The sequence below is a fragment of the Cobetia sp. 2AS genome (assembly GCF_029846355.1).
Classification (GTDB): domain Bacteria; phylum Pseudomonadota; class Gammaproteobacteria; order Pseudomonadales; family Halomonadaceae; genus Cobetia; species Cobetia amphilecti.
The window spans coordinates 1,149,854-1,173,383 of record NZ_JARWKQ010000001.1; the positions used below are offsets into that span (position 1 = coordinate 1,149,854).

At 60.8% G+C, this 23,530-nt stretch carries 21 protein-coding genes; 12 read left to right on the forward strand and 9 right to left on the reverse strand.

Features of this window, described 5'->3' with window-relative positions:
• Positions 1 to 133: 133 nt before the first annotated feature.
• A complete protein-coding gene (locus tag QD356_RS04890) occupies positions 134 to 1,066 on the forward strand; it encodes a LysR substrate-binding domain-containing protein (RefSeq protein ID WP_192838180.1) in 933 nt (310 codons plus the stop codon).
• Between the two features lie 159 nt (positions 1,067 to 1,225).
• Here QD356_RS04890 and QD356_RS04895 read toward each other — a convergent pair whose 3' ends face one another.
• From QD356_RS04895 to QD356_RS04910, 4 genes are all read right to left on the reverse strand, one after another.
• Positions 1,226 to 2,539: an arsenic transporter gene (locus QD356_RS04895; RefSeq protein WP_192838181.1), complete on the reverse strand. Its 1,314-nt coding sequence runs from the start codon at positions 2,537 to 2,539 to the stop codon at positions 1,226 to 1,228.
• Between the two features lie 61 nt (positions 2,540 to 2,600).
• Positions 2,601 to 3,335, reverse strand: coding sequence for an arsenical resistance protein ArsH (arsH, locus tag QD356_RS04900; RefSeq protein ID WP_153636846.1), 735 nt, complete (start codon positions 3,333 to 3,335; stop codon positions 2,601 to 2,603).
• Between the two features lie 51 nt (positions 3,336 to 3,386).
• Positions 3,387 to 3,818, reverse strand: coding sequence for an arsenate reductase (glutaredoxin) (gene arsC, locus QD356_RS04905; protein ID WP_192838182.1), 432 nt, complete (start codon positions 3,816 to 3,818; stop codon positions 3,387 to 3,389).
• The gene (locus QD356_RS04910; RefSeq protein WP_192838183.1) at positions 3,811 to 4,215 is read right to left on the reverse strand and encodes a helix-turn-helix transcriptional regulator; all 405 of its coding nucleotides are present in this window, start codon (positions 4,213 to 4,215) and stop codon (positions 3,811 to 3,813) included. Before QD356_RS04910 ends, arsC begins: the two co-directional genes overlap by 8 nt.
• Positions 4,216 to 4,391: 176 nt before the next feature.
• Between QD356_RS04910 and QD356_RS04915 the strand changes: the two genes are divergently transcribed.
• On the forward strand, positions 4,392 to 4,775 hold the full coding sequence (locus tag QD356_RS04915) for a hypothetical protein (protein ID WP_192838184.1): 384 nt from the start codon (positions 4,392 to 4,394) through the stop codon (positions 4,773 to 4,775).
• A gap of 60 nt (positions 4,776 to 4,835) precedes the next feature.
• Positions 4,836 to 5,924: an NAD-dependent epimerase/dehydratase family protein gene (locus QD356_RS04920; RefSeq protein ID WP_192838185.1), complete on the forward strand. Its 1,089-nt coding sequence runs from the start codon at positions 4,836 to 4,838 to the stop codon at positions 5,922 to 5,924.
• 78 nt (positions 5,925 to 6,002) lie between these two features.
• On the opposite strand, the gene QD356_RS04925 is transcribed toward QD356_RS04920, so the two are convergent.
• Positions 6,003 to 6,215: a DUF3820 family protein gene (locus tag QD356_RS04925; RefSeq protein WP_052384432.1), complete on the reverse strand. Its 213-nt coding sequence runs from the start codon at positions 6,213 to 6,215 to the stop codon at positions 6,003 to 6,005.
• Positions 6,216 to 6,350: 135 nt separating this feature from the next.
• Between QD356_RS04925 and QD356_RS04930 the strand changes: the two genes are divergently transcribed.
• Positions 6,351 to 7,817 carry an aldehyde dehydrogenase family protein gene (locus QD356_RS04930; protein ID WP_192838186.1) on the forward strand — a complete coding sequence of 489 codons (1,467 nt, stop codon included), beginning with the start codon at positions 6,351 to 6,353 and terminating at the stop codon, positions 7,815 to 7,817.
• A gap of 377 nt (positions 7,818 to 8,194) precedes the next feature.
• A complete protein-coding gene (locus QD356_RS04935; RefSeq protein WP_192838187.1) occupies positions 8,195 to 8,908 on the forward strand; it encodes an FRG domain-containing protein in 714 nt (237 codons plus the stop codon).
• 380 nt (positions 8,909 to 9,288) lie between these two features.
• On the opposite strand, the gene QD356_RS04940 is transcribed toward QD356_RS04935, so the two are convergent.
• The gene (locus QD356_RS04940) at positions 9,289 to 10,095 is read right to left on the reverse strand and encodes a sulfite exporter TauE/SafE family protein (RefSeq protein WP_192838188.1); all 807 of its coding nucleotides are present in this window, start codon (positions 10,093 to 10,095) and stop codon (positions 9,289 to 9,291) included.
• A gap of 306 nt (positions 10,096 to 10,401) precedes the next feature.
• Here QD356_RS04940 and QD356_RS04945 point away from each other — a divergent pair, with 306 nt between their 5' ends.
• The 6 genes from QD356_RS04945 to QD356_RS04970 all read left to right on the forward strand — a co-directional run bounded on the left by QD356_RS04945 (position 10,402) and on the right by QD356_RS04970 (position 16,706).
• Positions 10,402 to 11,076 (forward strand): response regulator transcription factor, encoded by a 675-nt coding sequence (locus tag QD356_RS04945; RefSeq protein WP_192838189.1) that lies wholly within the window; start codon positions 10,402 to 10,404, stop codon positions 11,074 to 11,076.
• A complete protein-coding gene (locus QD356_RS04950; protein ID WP_225996423.1) occupies positions 11,054 to 12,388 on the forward strand; it encodes an ATP-binding protein in 1,335 nt (444 codons plus the stop codon). The genes QD356_RS04945 and QD356_RS04950 overlap by 23 nt, the downstream gene beginning before the upstream one ends.
• Positions 12,389 to 12,472: 84 nt before the next feature.
• Positions 12,473 to 14,401 carry a copper resistance system multicopper oxidase gene (locus QD356_RS04955; protein WP_192838190.1) on the forward strand — a complete coding sequence of 643 codons (1,929 nt, stop codon included), beginning with the start codon at positions 12,473 to 12,475 and terminating at the stop codon, positions 14,399 to 14,401.
• 9 nt (positions 14,402 to 14,410) lie between these two features.
• Complete coding sequence (locus tag QD356_RS04960; RefSeq protein WP_192838191.1) at positions 14,411 to 15,193, forward strand: copper resistance protein B; 783 nt, start codon at positions 14,411 to 14,413, stop codon at positions 15,191 to 15,193.
• A gap of 225 nt (positions 15,194 to 15,418) precedes the next feature.
• Complete coding sequence (locus QD356_RS04965; protein ID WP_192838192.1) at positions 15,419 to 16,150, forward strand: cytochrome c; 732 nt, start codon at positions 15,419 to 15,421, stop codon at positions 16,148 to 16,150.
• Positions 16,151 to 16,205: 55 nt separating this feature from the next.
• A complete protein-coding gene (locus tag QD356_RS04970) occupies positions 16,206 to 16,706 on the forward strand; it encodes a hypothetical protein (RefSeq protein WP_279876959.1) in 501 nt (166 codons plus the stop codon).
• A 62-nt stretch (positions 16,707 to 16,768) separates the two neighbouring features.
• Here the strand turns inward: QD356_RS04970 and QD356_RS04975 are convergent, their stop codons facing one another.
• The 3 genes from QD356_RS04975 to QD356_RS04985 all read right to left on the reverse strand — a co-directional run bounded on the left by QD356_RS04975 (position 16,769) and on the right by QD356_RS04985 (position 20,803).
• The gene (locus QD356_RS04975; protein WP_192838194.1) at positions 16,769 to 17,995 is read right to left on the reverse strand and encodes a TauD/TfdA family dioxygenase; all 1,227 of its coding nucleotides are present in this window, start codon (positions 17,993 to 17,995) and stop codon (positions 16,769 to 16,771) included.
• 128 nt (positions 17,996 to 18,123) lie between these two features.
• Complete coding sequence (locus QD356_RS04980; protein ID WP_225996424.1) at positions 18,124 to 19,215, reverse strand: GlxA family transcriptional regulator; 1,092 nt, start codon at positions 19,213 to 19,215, stop codon at positions 18,124 to 18,126.
• Positions 19,216 to 19,411: 196 nt separating this feature from the next.
• Positions 19,412 to 20,803 carry a diguanylate cyclase gene (locus QD356_RS04985; protein WP_192838195.1) on the reverse strand — a complete coding sequence of 464 codons (1,392 nt, stop codon included), beginning with the start codon at positions 20,801 to 20,803 and terminating at the stop codon, positions 19,412 to 19,414.
• 216 nt (positions 20,804 to 21,019) lie between these two features.
• On the opposite strand from QD356_RS04985, the gene QD356_RS04990 reads away from it, so the two are divergent.
• The gene (locus QD356_RS04990; protein ID WP_279876963.1) at positions 21,020 to 23,467 is read left to right on the forward strand and encodes a DNA polymerase II; all 2,448 of its coding nucleotides are present in this window, start codon (positions 21,020 to 21,022) and stop codon (positions 23,465 to 23,467) included.
• Positions 23,468 to 23,530: the final 63 nt, after the last annotated feature.

A 23,530-nucleotide genomic window follows, 5' to 3' on the forward strand; every position in this document is an offset into this window, starting at 1 on the left:
TGCTGGTTGACGCCTTTCTTCTATCAGGGCGCTCTCGCAAGCACTCAGCACAGCGATTGGCACAGGAACTCGGCACCCAGTTTCTGGCACCCGGTTTCTGGCACCCGGCCAGACCAGTCATCAAGGACATCCCATGCGACCCAGTCTGTCATCGCTCAATGCCTTCGAGGTCGTGTCACGCCTGGGGAGCATCACCGCGGCTGCGGATGAGCTCAACATCACCCAGTCGGCGGTGAGTCACCAGATACGCCGCCTGGAGGCCACGCTGGAGGTCAGTCTGCTGGAGCGGGCCGGACGCGGCGTGGTGCTGTCACACGCCGGGCGCCGACTGGCCGATGGCCTGCAGGCCGGCTTTGCCAGAATCGAGCAGTCGGTGGCCGAATTCGAGGTCGACCCACAAGGCGTGCATCAGCGGCGTCAGCTGCGCGTCAGCTGTCTTCCCTCGGTGGCGGTGCGCTGGCTGATCCCGCGGCTCAACAGCTTTCGCGAGCAATGCCCCGATATCGCGGTCAGTCTGCAATATGCCGGCATCAGTGCGCGGGGGCTGCTGCCGGAGGTCGATGTGATGATCACCTGGCAGGACGAACTCCCGGACAAGGCGTCACAGGCGTTCCGCTTGTTCTCGGGGGCCACCCAGCCGGTGGCGAGCCCGCTGTATCTGGAGCATCACCGCCGCCCGACCCAGCCGGCAGACCTGTTGAAGCTGGAGCTGATCCACGATCAGTCGCGCCAGCCCTGGCATGACTGGTTCAACAATTGCGGGCTGTATCCCTCCCAGCTCGACAAGGGAGATCTCTATCAGGATTTCAGTCTGCTGAGTGCTGCGGTGGTCGCGGGGCAGGGGGTCGCGCTGTGTCCGCCACGCCTGATCCGCAAGGAGCTTGAGGACGGCACCCTGGAATGCCTGTTCGAGATGGCCGCCAATCCCCAGCGTGCCTATTGGCTGTTCCATCACCCGCAGCCCGCCAGACATGTGCAGCAATTCTGCGACTGGATGCGCGCGGAGATCGCCGCCGAGGGAGAAGCGGCCGACAGCGGGGTCATCGTCAGCCGCCGCCAGCCCTGACGGCGGACATCTCTATCTCGGGCAATGACGCACGCAACGCAAAAGCCCCGCCGGGATTCGGCGGGGCTTTCTTGTGCAAGCGCTCATGTCATGACGGCATGTGTCATGGCCTGAGATATGACCTGAGCCATGGCCCTTGGCCAGGAGATGGCGGGCCTCTCAGCCGTTGAGCACGCCCAGCCAGGCCCACAGGCCGAGCAGGGTGGCGATCAGCACCGGCGGCGTCAGCACCAGGCCGACCTTCATGTACTGCCCCCAGCTGATGTGATGGCCTTTATGATCGAGCACATGCAGCCACAGCAGTGTGGCGAGACTGCCGATCGGGGTGAACTTGGGCCCCAGATCATTGCCGATCACGTTGGCGTAGACCATCAGCTCACGCGTCGCGTCATTGACCTGCTGTGCGGTGAGGTGGTCGATGGCCAGCGCGCCTATCAGCGTGGCAGGCATGTTGTTCATCACCGAGGCGGTGACGGCGGCCAGCACGCCGGTGCCAAGGGTGGCGACCAGCTCGCCTTGACTGGCAAGCCAGGCGAGGATGTCGCTGGCGTGATCGGTCAGGCCGGCATTGCCCAGCCCGTAGACCACCAGATACATGCCCACCGAGAACAGCACGATCTGCCACGGCGCACCGCGCAGCACCGGGCCGAGTTCGATCACGGCATCACCGCTGCCCAGCCAGCGCCCGGCGATGGCCAGCAGAATCAGCGCGGCGCTGCCGGTGACGACGGCGAGCGGAATGCCCAGCGGCGCGGTCACGAAGTAGGACACCAGCAGCACCCCCAGCAGCGGGAAGGCTGCGCGGAATACCTGGCGGTCCTTGATGGCGCTCGACGGTGCCTCGAGCTTCTTCAGCGCGTAGTGCGAGGGCAGCTCCTTGCGGAACATCAGCCACAGCACGATCAACGTGGCGGCCAGCGCGATCAGATCGACCGGCACCATCACGGAGGCGTAATGCGTGAAGGAGATGTCGAAGTAGTTGGCGCTGACGATGTTGACCAGATTCGAGATCACCAGCGGCAGGCTGGTGGAGTCGGCCACGAAGCCGGTGGCGATGATGAAGGCCAGCGAGGCCGCCGCCGAGAACTCCAGGCGCACCAGAATCGCGATCACGATCGGCGTCAGCAGCAGGGCCGCGCCATCATTGGCGAAGAAGGCCGCGATCACCGCGCCCAGCAGCACGATGAGCGGAAACAGCTTGCGTCCGTTGCCGCCGCCCCAGCGCGCGACATGCAGTGCGGCCCAGCTGAAGAAGCCCGCCTCATCGAGGATCAGCGAGATGATGATCAGCGCCACGAAGGTGAAGGTGGCGTCCCAGACGATATCCCAGACCACCAGCACATCCGGCAGATTGACCACGCCGCAGGCCAACGCGACCACGGCGCCGCCGAGGGCGCTGGTGCCGATGCCCAGCCCGCGTGGCTGCCAGATCACCAGTGCCAGCGTGATGGCGAAGATTGCCAAGGCAAGCATGACGTCTCCTTGTCGAGGGTGAAGAGTAAGTGAGAAGCCGCGTGTGCGACCGCGGATTGCGTCAGATCGTGCTCTGATTGACGCGACGGGAGACCTCTTCGGCGCTCTCGACACGCTCCGAGTAGCGCTCGGTCAGATAGGCGCTGCGGTCGCGGTTCATCCAGGTGAACTTCATCAGCTCTTCACAGACATCGACGATGCGCAGATATAGCGGCGACAGGCGCATGCGGCCATGCTCGTCGAATTCATTGAAGGCCTTGGGCACGGATGACTGGTTGGGGATGGTCAGCATGCGCATCCAGCGGCCCAGAATGCGCAGCTGGTTGACGCTGTTGAAGCTCTGGCTACCACCACTGACCTGCAGGATGGCCAGCGTCTTGCCCTGGGTGGGGCGCACGCCGCCCAGTGACAGGGGAATCCAGTCGATCTGCGCCTTCATGATCGAGGTCATCGCGCCGTGGCGCTCCGGGCTCGCCCACAGCATGCCCTCGGACCACTGGGCCAGCTCGCGCAGCTCCTGCACCTTGGGATGATCGGCCTCGCAGTCATCCGGCAATGGCAGGCCGGCCGGCGAGTAAAGGCGCACCTCGGCACCGAAGGCACGCAGCAGGCGCGCCGCTTCCTCGGCGGCGAAGCGCGAGAAGGAGCGCTCACGCAGCGATCCGTACAGCACCAGAATGCGCGGCGCGTGACGCGGGGCATCCGGCCCGACCAGACGATCGATCTCCAGCGGTCGCCAGTGCTCGGCATCGATATTGGGCAGGTCGGCCAGTGCCGCTTTCATCTCGTCGGTCATGGTGTCGCCTGTGGGCAGGTGAGACGTGTCGGGAGTGTGTGCGTTCATGATTCAGGTCCTGGGGGCGTGGACGACGTCGCCGTCTTCCTTGGTGTATTGCGCGACCGGATTGTCCAGCAGCTCCAGTACCGCCTCCGACGGGCGGCACAGGCGCGTGGCCTGCGGCGTGACCACGATGGGGCGATTGATCAGGATCGGGTGGGCCATCATGGCGTCGATCAACGCTGCATCGCTCAAGGCCGGGTCATTCAGATTGAGCTCGTCATAGGGCGTGCCCTTGCGGCGCAGCAGCGGGCGCGGGCCATCTCCCATGGCGGCAATCAGGGATTCCAGCGTCTCGCGCGTCGGCGGGGTGACCAGATACTCGATCACCTCCGGTGTCTCGCCGGAGGCCTTGAGCATGGCCAGCACATTGCGTGACGTACCGCAGGCCGGGTTGTGATACATCGTGATCTTGCCGGAAGAACGGGCGGAATCAGTCATCGTTGCCAGGCTCCTGAGAAGCACAGGGGGTGGAAGAGGCGCTGCAGTCGGGCACGGTGAGCGAGGCCAGCAGTGGGTCGCAGACCACCGAGGAGCCGGCGCAGCAGTCGCGTACCAGAAACTGCACGGTGGCGAGCATGTGCTCGAGGTTGGCGCGGTAGATCAGCGAGCGGCCTTCGCGCTGGGAGTGGATCAGCCCCGCGCGGCTCAATACGCCCAGATGGGTCGAGAGGGTGTTGTGCGGCACCTCGAGACGACGGGCGATCTCGCCGGCAGGCAGGCCTTGTGGCTCATGGCGGACCAGCAGGCGAAACGTGTCCAGACGCGTGGCCTGGGACAGCGCCGCGAAGGTGTCCAGCGTGGCCTGCGGGTCGGGCAGGCTGTCGGAGTCACTCATTTGATCTGTCCATATGTCGAGACTTGTCGAAATGACGATGATGCGATGATAGATCAGCGTGCCGCGAATGGGAAGATGCACGAGACGATGCCGGGGCGTGCATTCCGGTCAGGCATTTGCCCGGCAGTATTGGTAGCATGTGCGCCATTGATTACCGCACAAGGGAAGATGGCACGATGATGATGGTATTGCAGATTCTGGGCGGCTTCGTGCTGACAGCAGGGGTACTGCTGGCGGCAGTGCCGGAGCTGGTCAACCGCTTCAAGGGCCCGAACGATACCCCGCAGACCGTGCCGAAGGAGACCGGCGCGGCGATCTCGCGGCGCATTCGTTGGGGCTGGGTCATCGCGGTGGGGTATCTGCTGATGTATCCGCCGATCGGCCTGGGTGTGTTGCCGGTGCTGGTGACGCTCGCGGTGGCCGGTATCGCCGGCATCATGACGGCCCGTCTGATGGGACTGATGCTGGATGGCATCGAGATGCGCCATCTGTTCCGCTTCGCCGCCGAGTCGCTGATTCTGGGCGGCCTGTGGACCTGGTTCGTCAGGCTGTCTGCCTGACGCCATTGCCGCGCACACTGTGCCGTCAGATCGCCAATTACTGCATTCCGGGAGTCGTCCATGCCGCTCAATGCGTCTACGCAAGCTTCATTGGCAGGCCTGGAGCGATCGCGCCCGGTACTGGTGACCGGGGCGACCGGCTATGTGGCGGGGCAGCTGATTCGTCGCTTGCTGGAAGAAGGCCTGACGGTGCATGCCGCAGTGCGCGATCCTGGCAATAGCGAACGTCTGGCGGCGCTCATGGCGCTAGGCGAGCGCTTACCGGGGGAGCTACGTGTCTTTGCCAGCGATCTGCTCAAACCGGGCTCCTACGCTCAGGCGATGGCAGGCTGTGCGGTGGTCTTTCATACTGCCTCGCCCTTCGTGGTCAGTGTCCAGGACCCTGAGCGCGATCTGGTGCGTCCGGCAGTGGAGGGCACGCGCAATGTGCTGGAAGAGGCCAATCGTCAGGCCAGTGTCGAACGGGTGGTGCTGACCAGCAGCTGTGCCGCCATCTACAGCGACAATGCCGATGCGCAAGACACCCCGCGCGGCTGTTTCGACGAGAGTGTCTGGAATACCACGGCGTCGCTTGAGCATCAGGCCTATTCCCATTCCAAGACGCTGGCGGAACAGGCCGCCTGGCAGATTGCCGAGCAGCAGTCGCGCTGGCGGCTGGTGGTGATCAACCCCTCGCTGGTGCTCGGCCCCGCGATCAGCGATGACACGCGCGGCGAATCCTTCAGCCTGATGACGCAGCTATGTGATGGCACGCTCAGGATAGGCGCGCCGGATTACGGCATGGGCGTGGTGGATGTGCGGGATGTGGCCGAGGCGCATCTGGCGGCAGGATTTCTGCCTACGGCCAATGGGCGTCATCTGGTCGCCGGGCACTCCTCAAGCTTCATTGCACTGGGGCGGACCTTGCGCCGTCACGCCGGCTCGCAGTACTCGATTCCCACTCGCCAGCTACCCAAATGGCTGGTGTGGCTGGCGGGTCCGCTGGCCAACAAGGCCGTGACCCGCAAGGTCGTCGCGCGCAACGTGGGCCATCCCTTCGTCTTCGACAATACCCGCAGCCGCGAGCAGCTGGGCCTGATCTATCGGCCCCTCGAGACGACGCTGCACGACATGTTCGATCAACTGGAGGCCAGCGGCCGTCTGTCGTGATTCCCACTCGCTGGTATGTCAGCGACGCTGCGGCTTGTGCAGCTCTTCTGTATCTCACGACCTCAGCGTCTTAGTCCCTCAGCGCCGCCGCAGCGGCTCCAGCAGCGCATTCAACCCGTTGTGATCAATCTCGTGCATCAGCGCGAGCAGGCGACCGATCTCGCCCTGCGGAAACCCCTTGCGCGCAAACCAGCCCAGATAATCCCCGGGCAGGTCGGCAATCAGGCGTCCGGCATACTTGCCATAGGGCATCTGGCGGGTCGTCAGTTTCTGCAGGTCTTCAGGGCTCATCCTTTGACTCTCATTCGGTTTCGGTAGGGGGAGGCTCTCAGTTGGCGGTGCCATTCTGGCATAGCTGAGTTGCGGTGGTTGGGTTTTGCCACACTATCGCCATGTCTCCTGTAACCCCATAGCACGGAGAGACTCATGCCTCGCGATTACCAGAACCTGGAGCAGCTACCTCTCGCCGGTGAATGGCGTGCCGGACGAGCCGGCAAGACGCTCGAGGTGGTGGACCCCTTCGATCAAAGCTCGCTGCTCTCGATTTCCATGGCCAACGCCGAGGATCTCGACGCCAGCTATCGCAAGGCGCGCGATGTTCAGCCTGACTGGGCCCAGACGCCGGCAAGCGAGCGCGCGGGCGTGATGCACAAGGCGGTGGAGCTGATGGACGAGCGACGCGAAGAGCTGCTCGGCTGGTTGATTCGTGAGTCCGGCAGTACTCGCATCAAGGCTCAGGCGGAGCTGGCCGCGGCCCGCGCGATTACGCTGGAATCTGCCGCGATGGCCAACCGCGTGGCCGGGATGGCGATGGAGGCTCAGGTGCCGGGCAAGGAGAGCCGTGTCTTCCGCAAGCCGCTGGGTGTCATCGGTATCATCAGCCCGTGGAATTTCCCGCTGCATCTGACCCAGCGTTCCCTGGCACCGGCATTGGCACTCGGCAACAGCGTCGTCATCAAGCCGGCGAGTGACACGCCGCTGACGGGTGGCCTGCTGCTGGCCCGATTGTTCGAGGAGGCGGGCCTGCCTGCCGGCGTCTTGAGCGTGGTGGTCGGTTCAGGCAGCGAGATCGGCGATGCCTTCGTGGATCACGAGGTGCCGAGGCTGATCTCCTTCACCGGTTCCACCCAGGTAGGCAAGGGGATCGGCAAGCGCGCCGTCGGTGGTGATCACCTCAAGCATGTTGCCCTGGAGCTGGGCGGTAACAGTCCCTTCGTGGTGCTTGATGATGCGGATATCGAGCAGGCGGTGGACGCCGCTCTGGTCGGCAAGTTCCTCCATCAGGGGCAGATCTGCATGGCCATCAACCGCATCATCGTCGATGCGTCGGTCCATGACGCCTTCGTCGATCGCTTCGTGGCGCGTGCCCGTGAGCTGAAGGTCGGCGATCCCGCACAGGACGATACCGTCATCGGGCCGATCATCAATGCCAAGCAGCGTGATGGTCTGCTCGAGATGATCGAGACGGCCAAGGGCGAGGGCGCCCAGGTGATGCTGGAGGGCGAGACACAGGGTCAGCTGGTGCCGCCGCATGTGTTCACCGAGGTCACCAATGACATGAGTCTGGCGCGCAACGAGATCTTCGGGCCGCTGGTAGGCATCCAGAAAGCCCGTGACGAAGCGCATGCGCTGGAGCTTGCCAATGGCACCGAATATGGCCTCTCGGCTTCCGTCTTCACCGCGGATATCGCACGCGGCGAGCGCTTCGCGCGCCAGGTCGAGGCTGGCATGGTGCACGTCAATGACATGCCGGTGAATGATGACCCGCGCGCACCCTTCGGTGGCGAGAAGAACTCCGGCCTTGGGCGCTTCAATGGCGACTGGGTGCTTGAGGAATTCACCACCGACCAGTGGGTCAGCCTGCAGGTCGAGCCACGCCAATATCCGTTCTGATGTCTCTGACCTGCAGTTGACGCATGACAAGCAGCGCCCCGCTCAGCCTGATGCCTGAGCGGGGCGCTTTTGATGGTAGGTAATGCTGACGCGTCATGATGGGCGGAACAGGCAACAAGGCCAGCTGAGCGTCCGCTGATGGCCCGATGCCGAATTTTAGATTATGTTGATGGAGAAGTTTCGCGAGCTGAAGCCCAAAGCCGCCCTGCTGGCAAAGGCAGTAAGCGGGTTTATTGGTGTTATATAGTCACGTCAACGGGAATATGCTAGAAAAATCTATCGATTGGCGTGCCGGCATAATAAAGTTCCACGCGCGTGCTCGTTCAAGTCAATAAACGAGCTAGTGGTCTAATACCTCCTAGATATTAAGGATAGATATGGAGATCCGTTCATTTTCTGATTTTCATGAAGCTTTTTCAAAATATCGGTCTGACAATCGATGGATGTTTCGTGGTCAAGCCGATTCAAGCTGGCAAGTAAAGCCAAAATCAGGCCGTAGCCCGTACTGTGAAAAAGATGACCTAGATTATTTTGCTAGCTGGAAAAGGAAGGCTTCTGAATATATACAGAGCAAGCCAGATAACGACTGGGATTGGATGGCAATTGCGCAACATCATGGTCTGCCTACGAGGCTACTAGATTGGTCATACAATCCGCTTGTAGCTGCGTTTTTCGCATGTCTCTCCGAGCCAAAAAAGGATGCAACGATTTTTTGCCTGTTTCCACATTGGATAATATCCCCTGAAAAAGATAGTCCAAACAACTTAACTAAAATAGCTAAATACAAACCTAACATGGTGGCATCTAGAATTGGTCGCCAAAGCGGGCTTTTCACAACTCATCCTAATCCAGAAACAGACCTTAAAGATGGGATTAGTGAGAAAGACAAGCTAGAAATCCATACGATTAGCTCAGGTTATAAGTCCCAATTGCTATTTGAGCTGAATCATTATGGGGTAAATCGATTGACGCTGATGGATGATCTAGATGGTTTATCTTCTCATATGTGTTGGACGCTTGAAAACAGGCGCTACTGGTCAGATCACGACGAATATATGCGGGAGCTGGCTGGTGAAACTGCTAATAAGTAAATTCAGCCAACGCGTAGAAGCTCTCTTCGGTATTTGAGATTTTGTAAGTTTTCAACTTGCGCTTGGTGCGACCGGTGTTTGTCGCTCTACCAGTCTTAGCGGCAGCGAGAGCGAGAGCGGAAATACTGGGCGAGGACATAGAGCAGGCCGCCATGATGACGCATGTGCCGCCTGGCAGGCACGCAAGGCTATCGTGACAGAGAGGATCTGCCCATAGAGATATGAGGATCGAGGGCTGAAGTGGGTGCGCTGGCCATGCGCATTCACACACACACTCTCTGACCATCGGCATGCACTTGCATAAGGGGCATGTTACCTCAGCCAGCACTGACGTGCCCCCCGCAATAATGTCGCGCCCCCAGACCCTGTCTGGCGGCGGATCAATGACTGATCAGAGAAGCGCTACCCAGCCAGGCAAGCCTGAGCGCCAGCAATGACAGCGCCCATTTGAACAGGCCATCGAAGTGCCGGTTGGAGACGCGATCCAGAAAGCGCAGTCCGAGGCGGGTGCCGATCAGGCCCGCGCCGATCATCAGCACGATCAGGGGCAACCACTCCTGGAAGAGAAACCCTGCCATGCCGAAGATGAACGCCTTGGTCAGGTGTTGCGCGACCATGCAGGCCGCGAAGGTCGCCACCTTGGTATGACGCTCGCCGCCGCCTTGCTTGATGAAGCTCGCCACCAGTGGGCCGCTGGCACCGATCAGACTTGAAAGAAAGGTGGTGATGGCACCGGCGATCAAGGTGCCCGTGCGGCTCAAAGCTCGCTTGGGCAGTGCCGGCCCCCAGCAGGTGAACAGCACGAACAGCGCGATGGAAAGCTCCAGTACCCCTTCAGGCAAGCGGATCAACACCCAGGCCGCGACCAGCGCACCCAGCGCCACGCCGGGCAGAAAGGCCAACAGACGGCGCATGTCGATATGGCGCCACGTCATCGCCATGCGCCCGCCGTTGGAGCCCAGCTGCACCATGCCATGCACCGGGATCAAGGCAGCGGCGGGCATCAACTGCGCCATGAACATGATCAGCAGGGTGCCACCGCCGACCCCGACAGCTGCAGACATGGCTGACGTCAGCAGGGCAAGCAGCAACAACGCGCAGACGATAGGCAGCGAGAGCGGGAAATACTGCGCGAGGCCATCAAGCAGGTTTGCGAGGTAGGGAATATCGGCGGGATTGGCGAGCATTGCGGGCATCCTGTGGAGATAGCCAATAAAGATGGATAGGGATTCAGGCAGCCGACATGACGCATGACCTGCCTGACAGGCGTGCAAGGCTACCGTGACCAAGAGGCGCTATCCAGCCAGGCGTGCGTGGCTGAATAGCACATGGGAGATTCGAGCGGCTTCGCGTGGTGGTGAGATTGTGTATTGCTGTCTTTTCAGCCAGTGATCAGCTTTCCCCCATAGGATGGTGAGGCTTACCATGACATGTTGGTTTAGCCCTATGCCGCAGTGTTCAGTGGGTATTTTGTGGATCAGGAGAAAGCTGGCATGAAGCTGTTGTTGCTTGAAGATGATGACCTGCTGGCGGAAAGCCTGGCCGAGCTGCTTGAGGATAATGGTTATCGGCTGGATGTCTCCTCGAATTTGAATGATGCGCAAGCCTTCATGGCAACCGAGCAGTACGCGCTGGCCATTCTGGATCTGGGACTGCCTGACGGCTCCGGGTTGGATTTGCTCAAGCGCTGGCGTCAAGGACAGGTGGATATTCCGATACTGATTCTCACGGCCCGTGACACGTGGGAAGACAAGGTCGTCGGTTTGCGCAGCGGGGCAGATGATTACCTCACCAAGCCATTTCATGAAGCAGAGTTGCTGGCACGGCTTCATGCGCTCCTTCGGCGTCGCCAAGGGGCAAGTCATGGGTATCTTCAGGTGAGCGGAATTCAGCTGGATGAAGAGGCGCAGCGTGTGTGCTGCGATGGAGTGCAGTGGGCGAGCTTGACGGCCACCGAATTCCGCCTGTTGCGCTACCTCATGCATCATCCAGACAGAGTGCACTCCAAGGCACAGTTGCTGGATCAGCTATATGCCCTGGAGCAGGACGCCGCGGCGCCCAATCTGGTAGAAGTCTATATCGCTCGCCTTCGCCGCCGCCTGGGCAAGGACTTGATACAGACCCGCCGCGGACAGGGGTATCTGCTTGTTTCACATCGATCGTCGTAGCCTTCGTTTTCGCCTGCTGACCCGCCTGGGAGGAGCATCTCTCGCGGTGGTGCTGTTTGCCTGGTATCTGCATGGCTTCTTTCTCCACGAGCTGGCGAAGGACTTTCTTGGCGAGCGTCTCAAGGATGAGGCATCGCATATCGTCACCTTGCTCAAGAAGGATGAGCGACCTGTTGCCCAGCTCATGGCAGCGGCCCGAGAGGAGTCCCTGAGCTTTCATCATTTCTATGTGTTGCGAGTCGGGGAGAAGGTCAGTACTTCGCTGCCTGCCTTGCCGACGCAGATGCTCCCTTTGCTTGAGGGCAAGAGGGATGCGTTGTTCATGCATCAGTTTCAGCAACAGCCACTGTTGGTCTATCGGCACGTCTTCGATATCCGCGGGGACGCGGTGCAATTGCTGATTGCCGAGAATTTCTCGCCAGTGGAGCAGGGCTTGACCCGAGTTCACTGGTGGATCGCCGCCAGCGCCATCCTGTTGTGGGGAATTCTGATCTCACTCAATCTGCTGGCGGTAAGGCGGGGGCTCAGGCCGTTGAGTGTCCTGCGTCATCAATTGAGTGAACTCCAGTCCGGGCACCGAAAGCGGATTGTGCTTGAGGCCCCTTCCGAGCTTGATGCGTTGGTATCACAGCTCAACACCCTGCTGGATGAGTTTGATCGTCGGTTGTCTCGTTCACGAGAGTCTGTCGCGAATCTGTCCCATGCGCTCAAGACACCTCTGACGGCACTGACACAGGTGCTGCGTGGCAAGCGACCGATCAATGAGGTACGTCGTGGCAAGATGCTGCAACGTGTAGAGACGATTCATTCCCAGCTGGAGACAGAGCTCAGGCGAGCCCGCATTGCTGGCCCGCGCGCCGGTCAGACAACACGGCCGGTTGAAGAGGCCCAGCGCTTGATCGAGATGTTCCAGGGGATCTATCCGCAGCGTACCTTCTTGCTGGAGTGTCTGGGCGTATCTAATCAGCATGCGGATAGCTGGGTGAATGTCGAGACACAGGATTTCACCGAAATGCTCGGCATATTGCTGGATAATGCGGGCAAGTGGTCTGTCAATCAGGTGCAATGCCGATTGACGATAGAGAGAGACCAGATCGTGCTCTGCGTCGAGGATGATGGTCCGGGGGTGCCGCAGGCACAGTTGGCCCATCTTGGCGAGCGTGGGTGGCGGCAGGACGAAACTCACCCGGGGTATGGGCTGGGGCTCTCCATTCTTGCGCATCTCGTCAAGCATTACGCTGGTTGCGTGAGCTACTCAACAGCAGCCGCAGGGGGATTGAGAGCCGAGGTGCATCTGCCCACCCGCAAATAGGCACTCCATTCAGGTTCGTTTCAGCTTGCCGTGGCTTCATCCATGTCATGACTCATCATTCATGACTCGGGAGCAGCTACGGCCATGGCACCAAAACCGTCTGAATTTTCTGTATCACGTCGTCAGTTGCTCAAGGGAGGTTCTGCCCTGGGGCTGGGCGCAATGGTGTCAGGCGTGGCACCCGCCTGGGCCAACCCCTGGGGGCGCACATCAGGTTACTCCCAGGGGGTTGAGCATGGGCCCGAGATCTCTCTTGTCATTCGACGTGAAGACATCGACATTGCCGGGCAATTCGCTCGTCCCATCAGCATCAATGGCAGTAGTCCCGGGCCCATGGTGCGCTTGAAGGAAGGGCAGGATGCTGTCATCAAGGTGACAAACCTGCTCGATGAGCCAACCTCCATTCACTGGCATGGCATCATACTTCCCCCGGAAATGGACGGTGTGCCGGGTATCAGCTTCGCAGGGATAGCACCGGGCGAAACCTTTACCTATCGGTTCCCTGTCACTCAGAGCGGTACCTACTGGTATCACAGTCATTCAGGCCTCCAGGAGCAGGAGGGCCACGCAGGTCCATTGATCATCGACTCCGCAACACCGGAAGCCTTCACCTATGATCGTGAGCATGTCCTGCTGCTGACTGACTGGACATTCGAAGACCCCAAGTCCGTATTTCGCAATCTCAAGACCATGGAAGGCTACTACAACTATCAGGAGCGTACCGTCGCTGATTTCTTTGCGGATGTACGACGGGGTGGTTGGGTGGACACGATCGAGTCGCGCAGCATGTGGGCAGAGATGCGCATGAGTTCACGGGATATTGCCGATGTCACCGGCAGTACCTATACGTATCTTCTCAATGGTCATTCACCAGAAGAAAACTGGAGCGCGCTATTCAAGCGCGGGGAAACAGTGCGTCTGCGTGTCGTCAATGGCTCGGCAATGAGCTACTTCGATTTACGCATTCCCGGCTTGAAGATGACCGTGGTAGCGGCAGATGGACAGCCAGTGCAACCTGTAGAAGTGGATGAGTTCCGTATTGCCGTGGCGGAAGCCTACGATGTACTGGTGACACCGGAAGATGACAAGGCCTACACCATCTTCGCCGAAGCCATGGACCGCAGTGGCTACGCGCGAGCCACGTTGGCACCCCGCCCTGGAATGGAGGCGCCCATACCTGAACGACGGCAGATCGCTGATCGCGGGATGGAGGCCATGGGCGCTCATGCTGGAATGGATCACTCGCAGATGGCAGGTATGGATCATTCGCAGATGGCGGGCATGGACCATTCGCAGATGGCAGGCATGGACCATTCGAAGATGGCAGGTATGGACCATTCGCAGATGGCGGGCATGGACCATTCGCAGATGGCGGGCATGGACCATTCGCAGATGGCTGGCATGGACCATTCGCAGATGGCAGGCATGGACCATTCGAAGATGGCAGGCATGGACCATTCGAAGATGGCAGGTATGGACCATTCGAAGATGACTGGCCTGCAAGCCGATGCAGCCCAGGGCGGCATGCTGATGGCGGGTGCTGTTCAGCAAGGGGCTCGTTATGACCAGGCGGGAATCGGTCTGGACCAATCGCTGCGTCGTGTACTGGTCTATCAGGATCTCAAGGCCTATTCACCATGGCCGGACAGACGCGGCCCCATGCGCGAGATGGAGTTGCATCTGACCGGCAATATGGAACGTTATATGTGGTCCTTCGATGGCAAGAAGTTCAGCGAAGTCAATGGCCCTATTCATTTTCATAAAGATGAGCGCCTCCGTCTCATCTTGATCAATGACACCATGATGGAGCATCCCATTCATTTACATGGGATGTGGATGGAGCTCGAGAATGGCCACGGTGACCTGATCCCTCGCAAGCACACCTTGAATGTCAAACCCGGTGAGCGCGTTTCAGCGTTGATCACTGCCGATGCAGAAGGTAGCTGGGCTTTCCATTGTCATCTTCTATACCACATGGATGCAGGTATGTTCCGTGTCGTAAAGGTTTCCTGAGGAGTCATCATGTCAATCAGTCAGCATTCATTTCGTCTTGCCTGCGTGACGGTATGTCTATTCTCCGGTGCTGGTGTCTCCCAGGCATTTGCCCAGGACGGATATGATGCCCCGGCGTCATGGCCATCGCCCATGGCCGAACATCTCCAGTGGAGTGCAGTCTTCGATCGCCTGGAATATAGCCTTCCGGACAAGGGCGAGGACTCCCTGGTGTGGGATTTTCAGGCCTGGTACGGCGGAGATACCCACCGCGTCTATCTCAAGTCAGAAGGGGAGAATGTCCAGGGCGATGGGGAAGAAGCCGAGTTTGAATCCCTTGAGCTTCTCTACAGTCAGCTGGTTGCCGATTTCTGGGAGTTCCAGATCGGCGCTGGCTATCAGGGTGGTGTGTTCAACGATGATCATGATGAAGGCGTGTATGGGGTGTTCGGCTTTCAGGGAACCGCCCCCTACCGGATCGAGACGGATGCCGCAGTGCAGTACCGAGAGGAAGGTATCGTGACTGCCAGCCTGGAGCTTGAACATGATGTGCGCCTGACCCAGCGCTGGTATCTACAGCCACGTAGTGAAATGGTCTTCGCTGCCAATGAGTCCAGGCAACAGGGGATTGGGACGGGCCTCAACTCATTACGAATCGGCTTGCGTGCTCGCTATGAGATAACTCGGCGGGTAGCGCCTTACGTCGGCATGTACTGGCAGAGAGAGTATGGCGAAACCGCCGATATGCAGCGTGAAGAAGGTGAGGAGGTTGAGGATACGGCTGTCGTGATCGGTGTGCGCTTGATGTTCTGAATCTCGATGGCTGTCGTGTGTTGGCTGATGGTGGTCGAAGTCATTCTCTGGAGGTGTTCCTTGAATGATGCAGAGACAGCTCAATGAAATCGGACAAGCGTTTCAGGTGCCAAGGCGCTGCCCGATGCATCGCGTCATGTCGCTGGTATTGTTGGCCGTCAGCCACCGGCTTTTTTACATAGCGGTCTGGGCGTTGAATCATGTTGTTTCATCAAGGGGACTGACATGAAAAAAGTACTGGTAGGGATGTGTCTGGCATTCCTGGTGCTGCTGGCAGCCGGGGCTGGAGTCACTTACTCCGGCGTCGTCAGTGTCGCGGCAGATGATCCGCATGGGCCATGGGTCTATGGAATTCTTGAAACGGCGCGTGATCGTTCGATCGAGAGCCACGCGAGTGATATCGCAACGCCATCCCTCGATGATGAAGCCATGAAAGTGGCGGGGGCCGGTAATTATGCATCGATGTGCGCCTCCTGCCATCTCGCGCCAGGCATGCAAGAGACTGAACTCAGCAAGGGGCTTTATCCCAGTCCACCGAATTTTGTGACTTCGGATATCCATGGTGAGCCTAGAGAGCACTTCTGGGTCATCAAGCATGGGATAAAAGCCAGTGGAATGCCGGCATGGGGCAAGAGCATGCAGGATGAATATATCTGGCAGATGGTCGCTTTCATGCAAGAGCTACCGGGCATGAGTGCTGCGCGTTATACAGCTCTTGTGGCAGCAAGTGATGGTCATCAACATGGCGGAGGGGAGACTGCACAATCACCGTCATCGCATCATGACGATGACACCCGCCAACCACATCACGCTAGGGAAGCTGATGGGCCTGCTGATTTACAAGACAGCCATGAGCCGGAGGGCAGTCATGAGCCGAAAGAGAATCATGAGCCGAAGGACAGTGGCCGGGCTGAGGATCATCCTCACTCATCACATGATGCAGAGCATCAACATTGAGGCCAGGGCCAGCATCAGGCATCGGAAGTGACGTACACGGCCAGCCGCAAACAACATGACCTGCCTGACAGGCGTACGATGCCAGAGCCGGCCTCAGCTTGAAGAGGTGGTGCACGGCGACATTCTCGATGTGCTGGCCGAGACGCCGGCATCCTGCGTGGCGATCAGCTGTCGCATCAGTGCCAACTGGCAGCAGGGCGAGCAACTCGCGAGACTCGTCGAGGTGATTCTTCGTCATCCACGCCTGCGAATCGTGATCGATGCCTGTGATGTCGAACGTCTGCCGTTGTCCACGCGCATCGTGTCGGGCAGCGGTCGCCATCAACTGGCCTGGCAGACCCTGTCACGTCACATGCTGGAGCCGGAATGGGGCATGCATGCCGTCCATTGGCGGGGCGAGAAGCCTGATAGGCCGGCATGGGTCAGCGCCTTTGAACCTGCGACGCTGACCCGATGTCTTTCCCGCCAGTTGCCCGGTCATGAGGTGCGTTGTCTGCCGCCCCTGATCCCGCAGGACCCCGGCTTCACGCTCGTCATCACGCCACGCACGCCCTGATTCCCCGCACGTCCTCATTCTCATGTCGGCCATCGGCGTGAGCAGAGGCACGACGAACCGAATCACACCGCCTGGGTGGCTTCCTCGACCCGCTCGGCGCGTTCGGCACGCTTGAGCATGCGATAACGAGAGCGCACTTCGTCACGCTCCAGGTAGCAGCCCTGCAACCAGCGGCTGCCGCTGTCGCCCTCGAAGGCATCGCGGGCGTGCAGCAGGCGGCGATTGTCGAAGATGACCATGTCGCCAGGGGCATAGGTGAAACGCATGGCGAAGCGCGGCTCACGCAACATGCGCTGCAGCGTCATCAGTGCTTCATAGGCGGTCTCGGTCTGCTCGAACGGGGCCATCATCGGCCCGCGCAGGAAGTCGGCGATCCGCACCTCCAGCAGTTCTCCTGCCTGACCCAGCACGATCATCGGCGAGTACCAGACATGATCGGTATTGCGCGAGGTATTGGCGTAGCGCCAGTGCACCGTGGTGAGTGTCTCGTAGGCCTCGGGGTGTTCCTCCTTCAGCGCCGCCGCGATGGCGAAGCCGTCCATCATCACCGCCATGCCGCCTTCCACGGTGTTCTCGAGACAGTAGAGGCACTGCAGGCCCGGCTGATATTCCCGGGTCGGCAGGTCCACATGCGGCGGCAAGGCGATGGAGGTATAGGCGTTGGAATCCGGGTTCTGGATCGCGCGGACATTGAAGAGGTGGCCGAAGTTGGTGGTGCGGATCGAGCCGATGCGCTCGGCGACCTTTTCGATGGCGCCTTCTTCCGTCGGCAGGTTGCGCAGGCGCACCAGTCCCTTGCCGAGCAGTTCGTGCAGGGTCGCATACAGAATCTCCGCCTCCTGCGCGCTGCCATGGTCGGCCTCGGCCAGGCGGGCGGCATCGATGGTCGGCGGCTGAACCAACTGCTCACCGTGCCAGAGCGTCAGCGGCGGCAGTTCCGGCGGCAGCGCGTCCTGGTTGTCATAGTCATTGGCGCGCAGGAAGCCCGGGTGGAAGCGCAGGCGGCGGTCTTCGGGCGTGAACAGCACGCTGAGTGCGCCGTCCTCATCGATGCTGGCCTCGGCGATTTCCGGCCAGGCGGGAATCTGGGAGAGGTCCAGAATGCGTTCGCGCGTCGCCGGATTGACGGTGGTATCGTCCGCGGCGTTCTCGCGCAACCAGACACTATGAAAACGGCTGACGCGGCCATCGCTCCAGGTCACGCTCAGATAGCGTGCTTCGTGAATGACCTTCACGAGAGTCTCGTCAATTGGCCAGCTGTCGTAATCGGGTGTGATCGGGAGCGCCATGGAGAGTCCTTCCTTCTGTCAGGTGAGCGATTCCCCGACAGAATGGCAGCCCACGGCGCTCGCTACTGTGCCCAATTCGACACCGACTGTGCCCAATTCGACATTGCGATGCGGATAACGGGTGTGGATCAACCCAAGGGGCGCGGTGGCTGGCGGCGTGCCTGGGTCGGGGTGATGCCGAAGCGACGGCGAAAGGCGCGGGTGAAACTCGAATGCGAGGTGAAACCGCAGGCCAGGGCGATATCGGTGACGCCATGGCGGGTATCGTGAAGCAGGCTGCGTGCGTGCAGCAGGCGACGCTCCCCATGATAGGCGCGAGGCGTGCAGCCGAGCCCTTGCTGGAAGCGGCGCTCCAGCTGGCGCCATGAGAGGCCGAGCTCCTCGGCGAGTGCCTCGATGCTGAGCGGGGCCTCCAGGGTGTTCTCCATGCGCGTGATCGCACGCCTGAGCAGCGGGTCGGCCAGATCGGCCGTCTGCTGACTGATGCCGCGCTGGCGGCTGGCCGGCAGGCGACCCTGATCGAGAATCAGCTGTTCGCGTACTGCCTGATAGAGCGCCTGACCATGCTGGCGGCGAATCAGCTCCAGGCTCATGTCCAGCGGGGCGCTGCCGCCGGCGCAGAAGAAGCCATCGTCACTGATTTCATACAGTGACTCCACGGCGTCCACCTCATCGAAGCGCTGGCTGAATTCCGGCAGGCTTTCCCAGTGCAGCGTCACCGTCTTGCCGGTGAGCAGGCCGGCACGCGCCAGCACGAAGCAGCCGGTGTCCACGCCGCCGAGCTGGCAGCCGCTATGGGAGCGCTCCTGCAGCCAGTGCAAGGTGCGGTCTTCCAGATAGGCTTCCGGGGCAAAGCTGGTGCACACCACCAGCGTGTCCACTGCGGCGAGGTCATCACGTGCGGTATCCACCGGCAGCACCATGCCGTTGGAGGCCTTGACCGACGCGCCATCCTGGCTTGCGAGTGTCCACTGATACAGGCGTGTTCCGCGCAGTCGATTGGCGATGCGCAGCGGCTCGATCATCGAGAACAGCGCGACCATCGCGAAGCCCGGCAGCAGGAAGATGCCGAGTTGGTGACGGTCAGTGGGGGCAGGCGAGGCAAGGGTGGCGGTCAAGGGCGCAATGCTGGTGGGCTGGTCAGACAGCACGCCGTCTTCCGGGAGGCCGAAGGCATAGGACGCATCGGGCGGCGTAGCGCTGGAATCGTGTGAAGGCATGAGGATAGGCAACGACGACGTCGGGTGGCTCGGCAGAAGGGGATGGGCCTGACCTTAGCGTGTTCGCCACCTGAGTGCGAGAGGGGTGATGGCGGGGCGCGAGGGCTTCTGTGAGCGGGCTTTGGTGAGAAGGCTCCGTCCTGCTTGTGGCTCCTGATCAGGACAGGCAGGACGGAGCAATTCACGCATCATTGCGTTACAGCATCCTGAGACAGTTGCGTCCTTCTTCCTTGGCCGCGTACATGGCTTCATCGGCGCGTGCGATCAACTGCTCGCGGGTGGCGCTGTCATCGGGTGCCAGGCAGGTCATCCCGATGCTCAATGACAGGGGCAGACGTTGGCCAGCGTATTCCACGACACTGTCCTTCATGCGTTGTCGCAGCAGGTTGATGCGCGTGGCCGAGTCACTGAGCAGCGAGTCAGGCAGAATCGCCAGGAATTCCTCGCCACCCCATCTGGCGAGGGTGTCGCCGGGCAGCAGAATCTCCTCGGCGAGCACGCTCAAGTGTTGCAAGGCAAGATCACCGGCGTCATGGCCATGATTGTCGTTGATCTTCTTGAAATGGTCGAAATCCAGCAGTGCCACGCACAGGGGGTGGTCAACCTCGGCGGTGGCCAGTGCCGCGATGCTGTCATCCAGTACCTGCTGGGCATGACGGCGATTGTAGAGACCGGTCAGCGGATCGGTGATCGCGATCTTCTCGAGCGCCTGATGCGCTTCCTTCAGGGCATTGATGTCATTGGCACGCGCGACTTCGTGGCCGGCCCACAAGGCGATGAGACGTACCAGCTCGATGTCCTGAGCGGTGAAGGGCGGCACCGGGTCAGGGCTTGAGAAGTTGAAGGTGCCGTAGCGCTCACCATCCACGATCACCGGTGCCCCGATGTAGGCTTCCAGATTGAAGTTGGCATAGCAGGGATGGTTGCGGATCTCACTGCTGGCCACATGATGGAAGGCCTGGACGCAGTCGGCCTTGTAGACGTGATCGCAATAGGTATCGCTGAGCGAGAAGCTCAGTCCCGGTTCCAGCAGGTCTTCCGGGTGACAGGCGCGCTGGACGACGTATTCGCCGCCCTGGATGCGGCTGAAGATACCGATCGGCAGGCCGAAATGGGCGCAGCCCAGTTTCAGCAGCTCATCGATGCGCTCATTGAAGTTGAGTTCACGTGATGAGGTGATGGCATGCAGGCTGTGGAGAGTATGTTCCGCCGTCACACGGCGTGAGACATCGCGGATCAGCCCGAACATGAAGATGTTGTCGCTGGTGGGGTCCTTGATGGGGCCGCCGAGCGTCTCACCATAGAAGTAGGTGCCATCCTGGCGACGGTAGCGGATGACCCGGCCTTCCTTGGCGGGCTGGGCATCGACACGAAAGCGCCTCTGCCCCTGGCGCTCGAACTCATCGCTGGAGGCATACAGCATACGTGTCTGCTTGCCGATCAACGCTTCACGCGGGTAGCCGAATGCCTTCACCGCGCTGTCATTCAGGTAGGTGATATGGCGCTGATCATCTGCAAGCAAGATGATGTCGTCGATCTGGCCCAGCATCTGGCCCAGCAGGGTTTGAATCATCTCAAAGCGTTGCATGATGCAGGCTCCTTGTGGGGTGCCGCTATCTCGGGAGAGGCATTCCTTGCCGCAGACATCCATCCTGTCGCCGGGAAGGCACGGTATTTCCGTCGTCAAGCTCAGGCTTCACGCCGGATGTTGTACGATACAGAATTCATATTATCGTATGAGGATGCAGACGCGTCTTGCTCTCATCCTGCCCGGCATTCGTATATTCAACGTAAAGGTAATGCAGTGCCAGAGGCCGCATCCGAAGATTCCCGCCACGCTCCTGTTGAACTTCATGGCTTCGTGCTGACCCGTCATTGGCGGGACACGCCCGAGGGGGTGGTGATCAGCTTCTGGGTCCGCACTGACGAAGGCGCCGTACGTGTCGAATGTGCGCCCCAGGAAGTCGTCGCTTTCCTGCCCGCCGAACAGCAGGTACTGGCTCAGGCACTGGTGAGCTTTGAGGCCGGCGCCGAGCTGCGACCGCTGGCACTGGAAGACTTCCATCATCGCCCCGTGGTGGGGCTCTACTGTCGTGAATATCGCACCCTGGGCCAGCTGGCGCGCCGTTTGAAGGCGATTGGCGTCGACGTCTATGAAGCGGATGTGCGTCCGACGGACCGCTACCTGATGGAGCGTTTCATCACGGCAGGCGTCACGGCACGCGGCGAGCGCCAGCCTGATGGCAGCGTGAGGAATGCGCGCCTGACACCGCTTGCGGGCTATCGGCCACCGCTGCGCTGGGCATCGCTGGATATCGAGACCGATGCGCGGGGCAATCTGTATTCCATCGCGCTCGAGGGCTGCGGACAGCGTCAGGTCTACATGCTGGGCCCCCCCAATGGCGAGGAGGACACCAGCCGCGATTTCTCGCTGGAGTACCGCGATAGCCGGCGTGAGCTGCTGCAATGCCTGCTGGACTGGGTCGCAAGGCATGATCCGGATGTCATCATCGGCTGGAACGTCATCCAGTTCGATCTGCGCATGCTGGTGCGGTTGTCAGAGGCCAAAGGCCTGCCACTGCGACTGGGGCGTGACGCCAGCGTGATGCAGTGGCGCTCTCATTCCCGCCAGGCCGAGCACTTCTTTGCCGAGATCGCCGGGCGTTGGGTGGTGGATGGCATCGAGGCGCTCAAGTCGGCCTTCTGGCATTTCGAGTCGTTCAGTCTCGAGAATGTCTCGCGTGAGCTGTTGCAGGAAGGCAAGGCCATCGATGACCCCTACGGCCGGCTGGACGAGATTCTGCGCATGTTCGCCGAGGACAAGCCTTCCCTGGCGCGCTACAACCTCAAGGATTGCGAGCTGGTCACGCGTATCTTCGCGAAGACGCGGCTGATGGAGTTTCTGCTCGCGCGGGCGGCAGCCACGGGGCTCGAGGCGGATCGTAGCGGTGGTTCGGTGGCGGCCTTCACGCATCTGTATCTGCCGAGATTGCACCGGCTGGGCAAGGTCGCGCCCAATCTGGGAGACGTGGTGGGGGAGGACAGCCCCGGCGGCTTCGTGATGGATTCCCAGCCCGGGCTTTATGACTCGGTGCTGGTGCTGGATTTCAAGAGTCTGTATCCCTCCATCATCCGCACTTTCCTGATCGACCCGCTGGGCCTGATCGAAGGGCTGCGTGGGTCGGAGAACGGCTCGGATGATGCCCCTGAGACCGGTGTGCCCGGCTTTCTCGGCGCGCGGTTCTCGCGTGACCGACACTGTCTGCCGGGCATCGTCGCCGAGATCTGGCAGTCACGTGACGCCGCCCGCGCGGCGGGTGACGCCCCGCTGACCCAGGCGCTCAAGATCATCATGAATGCCTTCTATGGCGTGCTGGGGTCACGCGGCTGTCGTTTCTTCGATCCACGGCTGGCGTCCTCGATCACGCGGCGTGGCCATCAGATCATCCAGCAGACGGTGGAATTGATCGAGGCGCAGGGCTACCGCGTCATCTATGGCGATACCGACTCCACCTTCGTGTGGCTGGGCGCTGCGCATGAGGAAGCCGAGGCCAGCCGGATCGGCCGTGAGCTGGCGGCGCATGTCACTGACTGGTGGCGACGGCATCTCAAGGACAGTCTCGATCTCGACAGCGCGTTGGAGCTGCAGTTCGAGACCCACTATCAGCGCTTCGTGATGCCGACCATTCGCGGGGCCGAAGAGGGCAGCAAGAAACGCTACGCCGGACTGCAACAGACAGGCTGCAGCGGCCAGACGGAACTGGTGTTCAAGGGACTGGAGTCGGTGCGCTCCGACTGGACGCCGCTGGCCAAGACCTTCCAGCAGGGGCTCTATCGTCGCATCTTCGAAGGCAGCCCCTATCAGGAGTATCTGAAAGGCTACGTGCAGGATTACCTGCAACGCCATGCCCATGGCGCGGCGGACACCACGGATATCGAGGCCTTGATCTACCGCAAGCGACTGCGGCGCAAGCTCGACGATTATCAGCGCAACGTGCCGCCCCATGTCCGTGCGGCGCGTCTGGCGGATGACGAGAACCGCCGGCGGGGCCTGCCGTTACGCTATCAGCGCGGCGGCTGGATTCGCTATGTGATGACCACCTCCGGCCCGGAACCCGTCGAGTACCTGCGCTCGCCCATTGATGTCGAGCACTACCTGAGTCGCCAGCTCAAGCCCGTCGCCGATGGCATCCTGCCGTTCGTGGACGATGATTTCGATCGCCTGCTGGATCGTCAGATGACGCTGTGGTGATTCGCACGCTTAGGCGCTCCAGCTCCCGTCACCACAGCGCCTGCACCCGGTTATCGAAGCTCC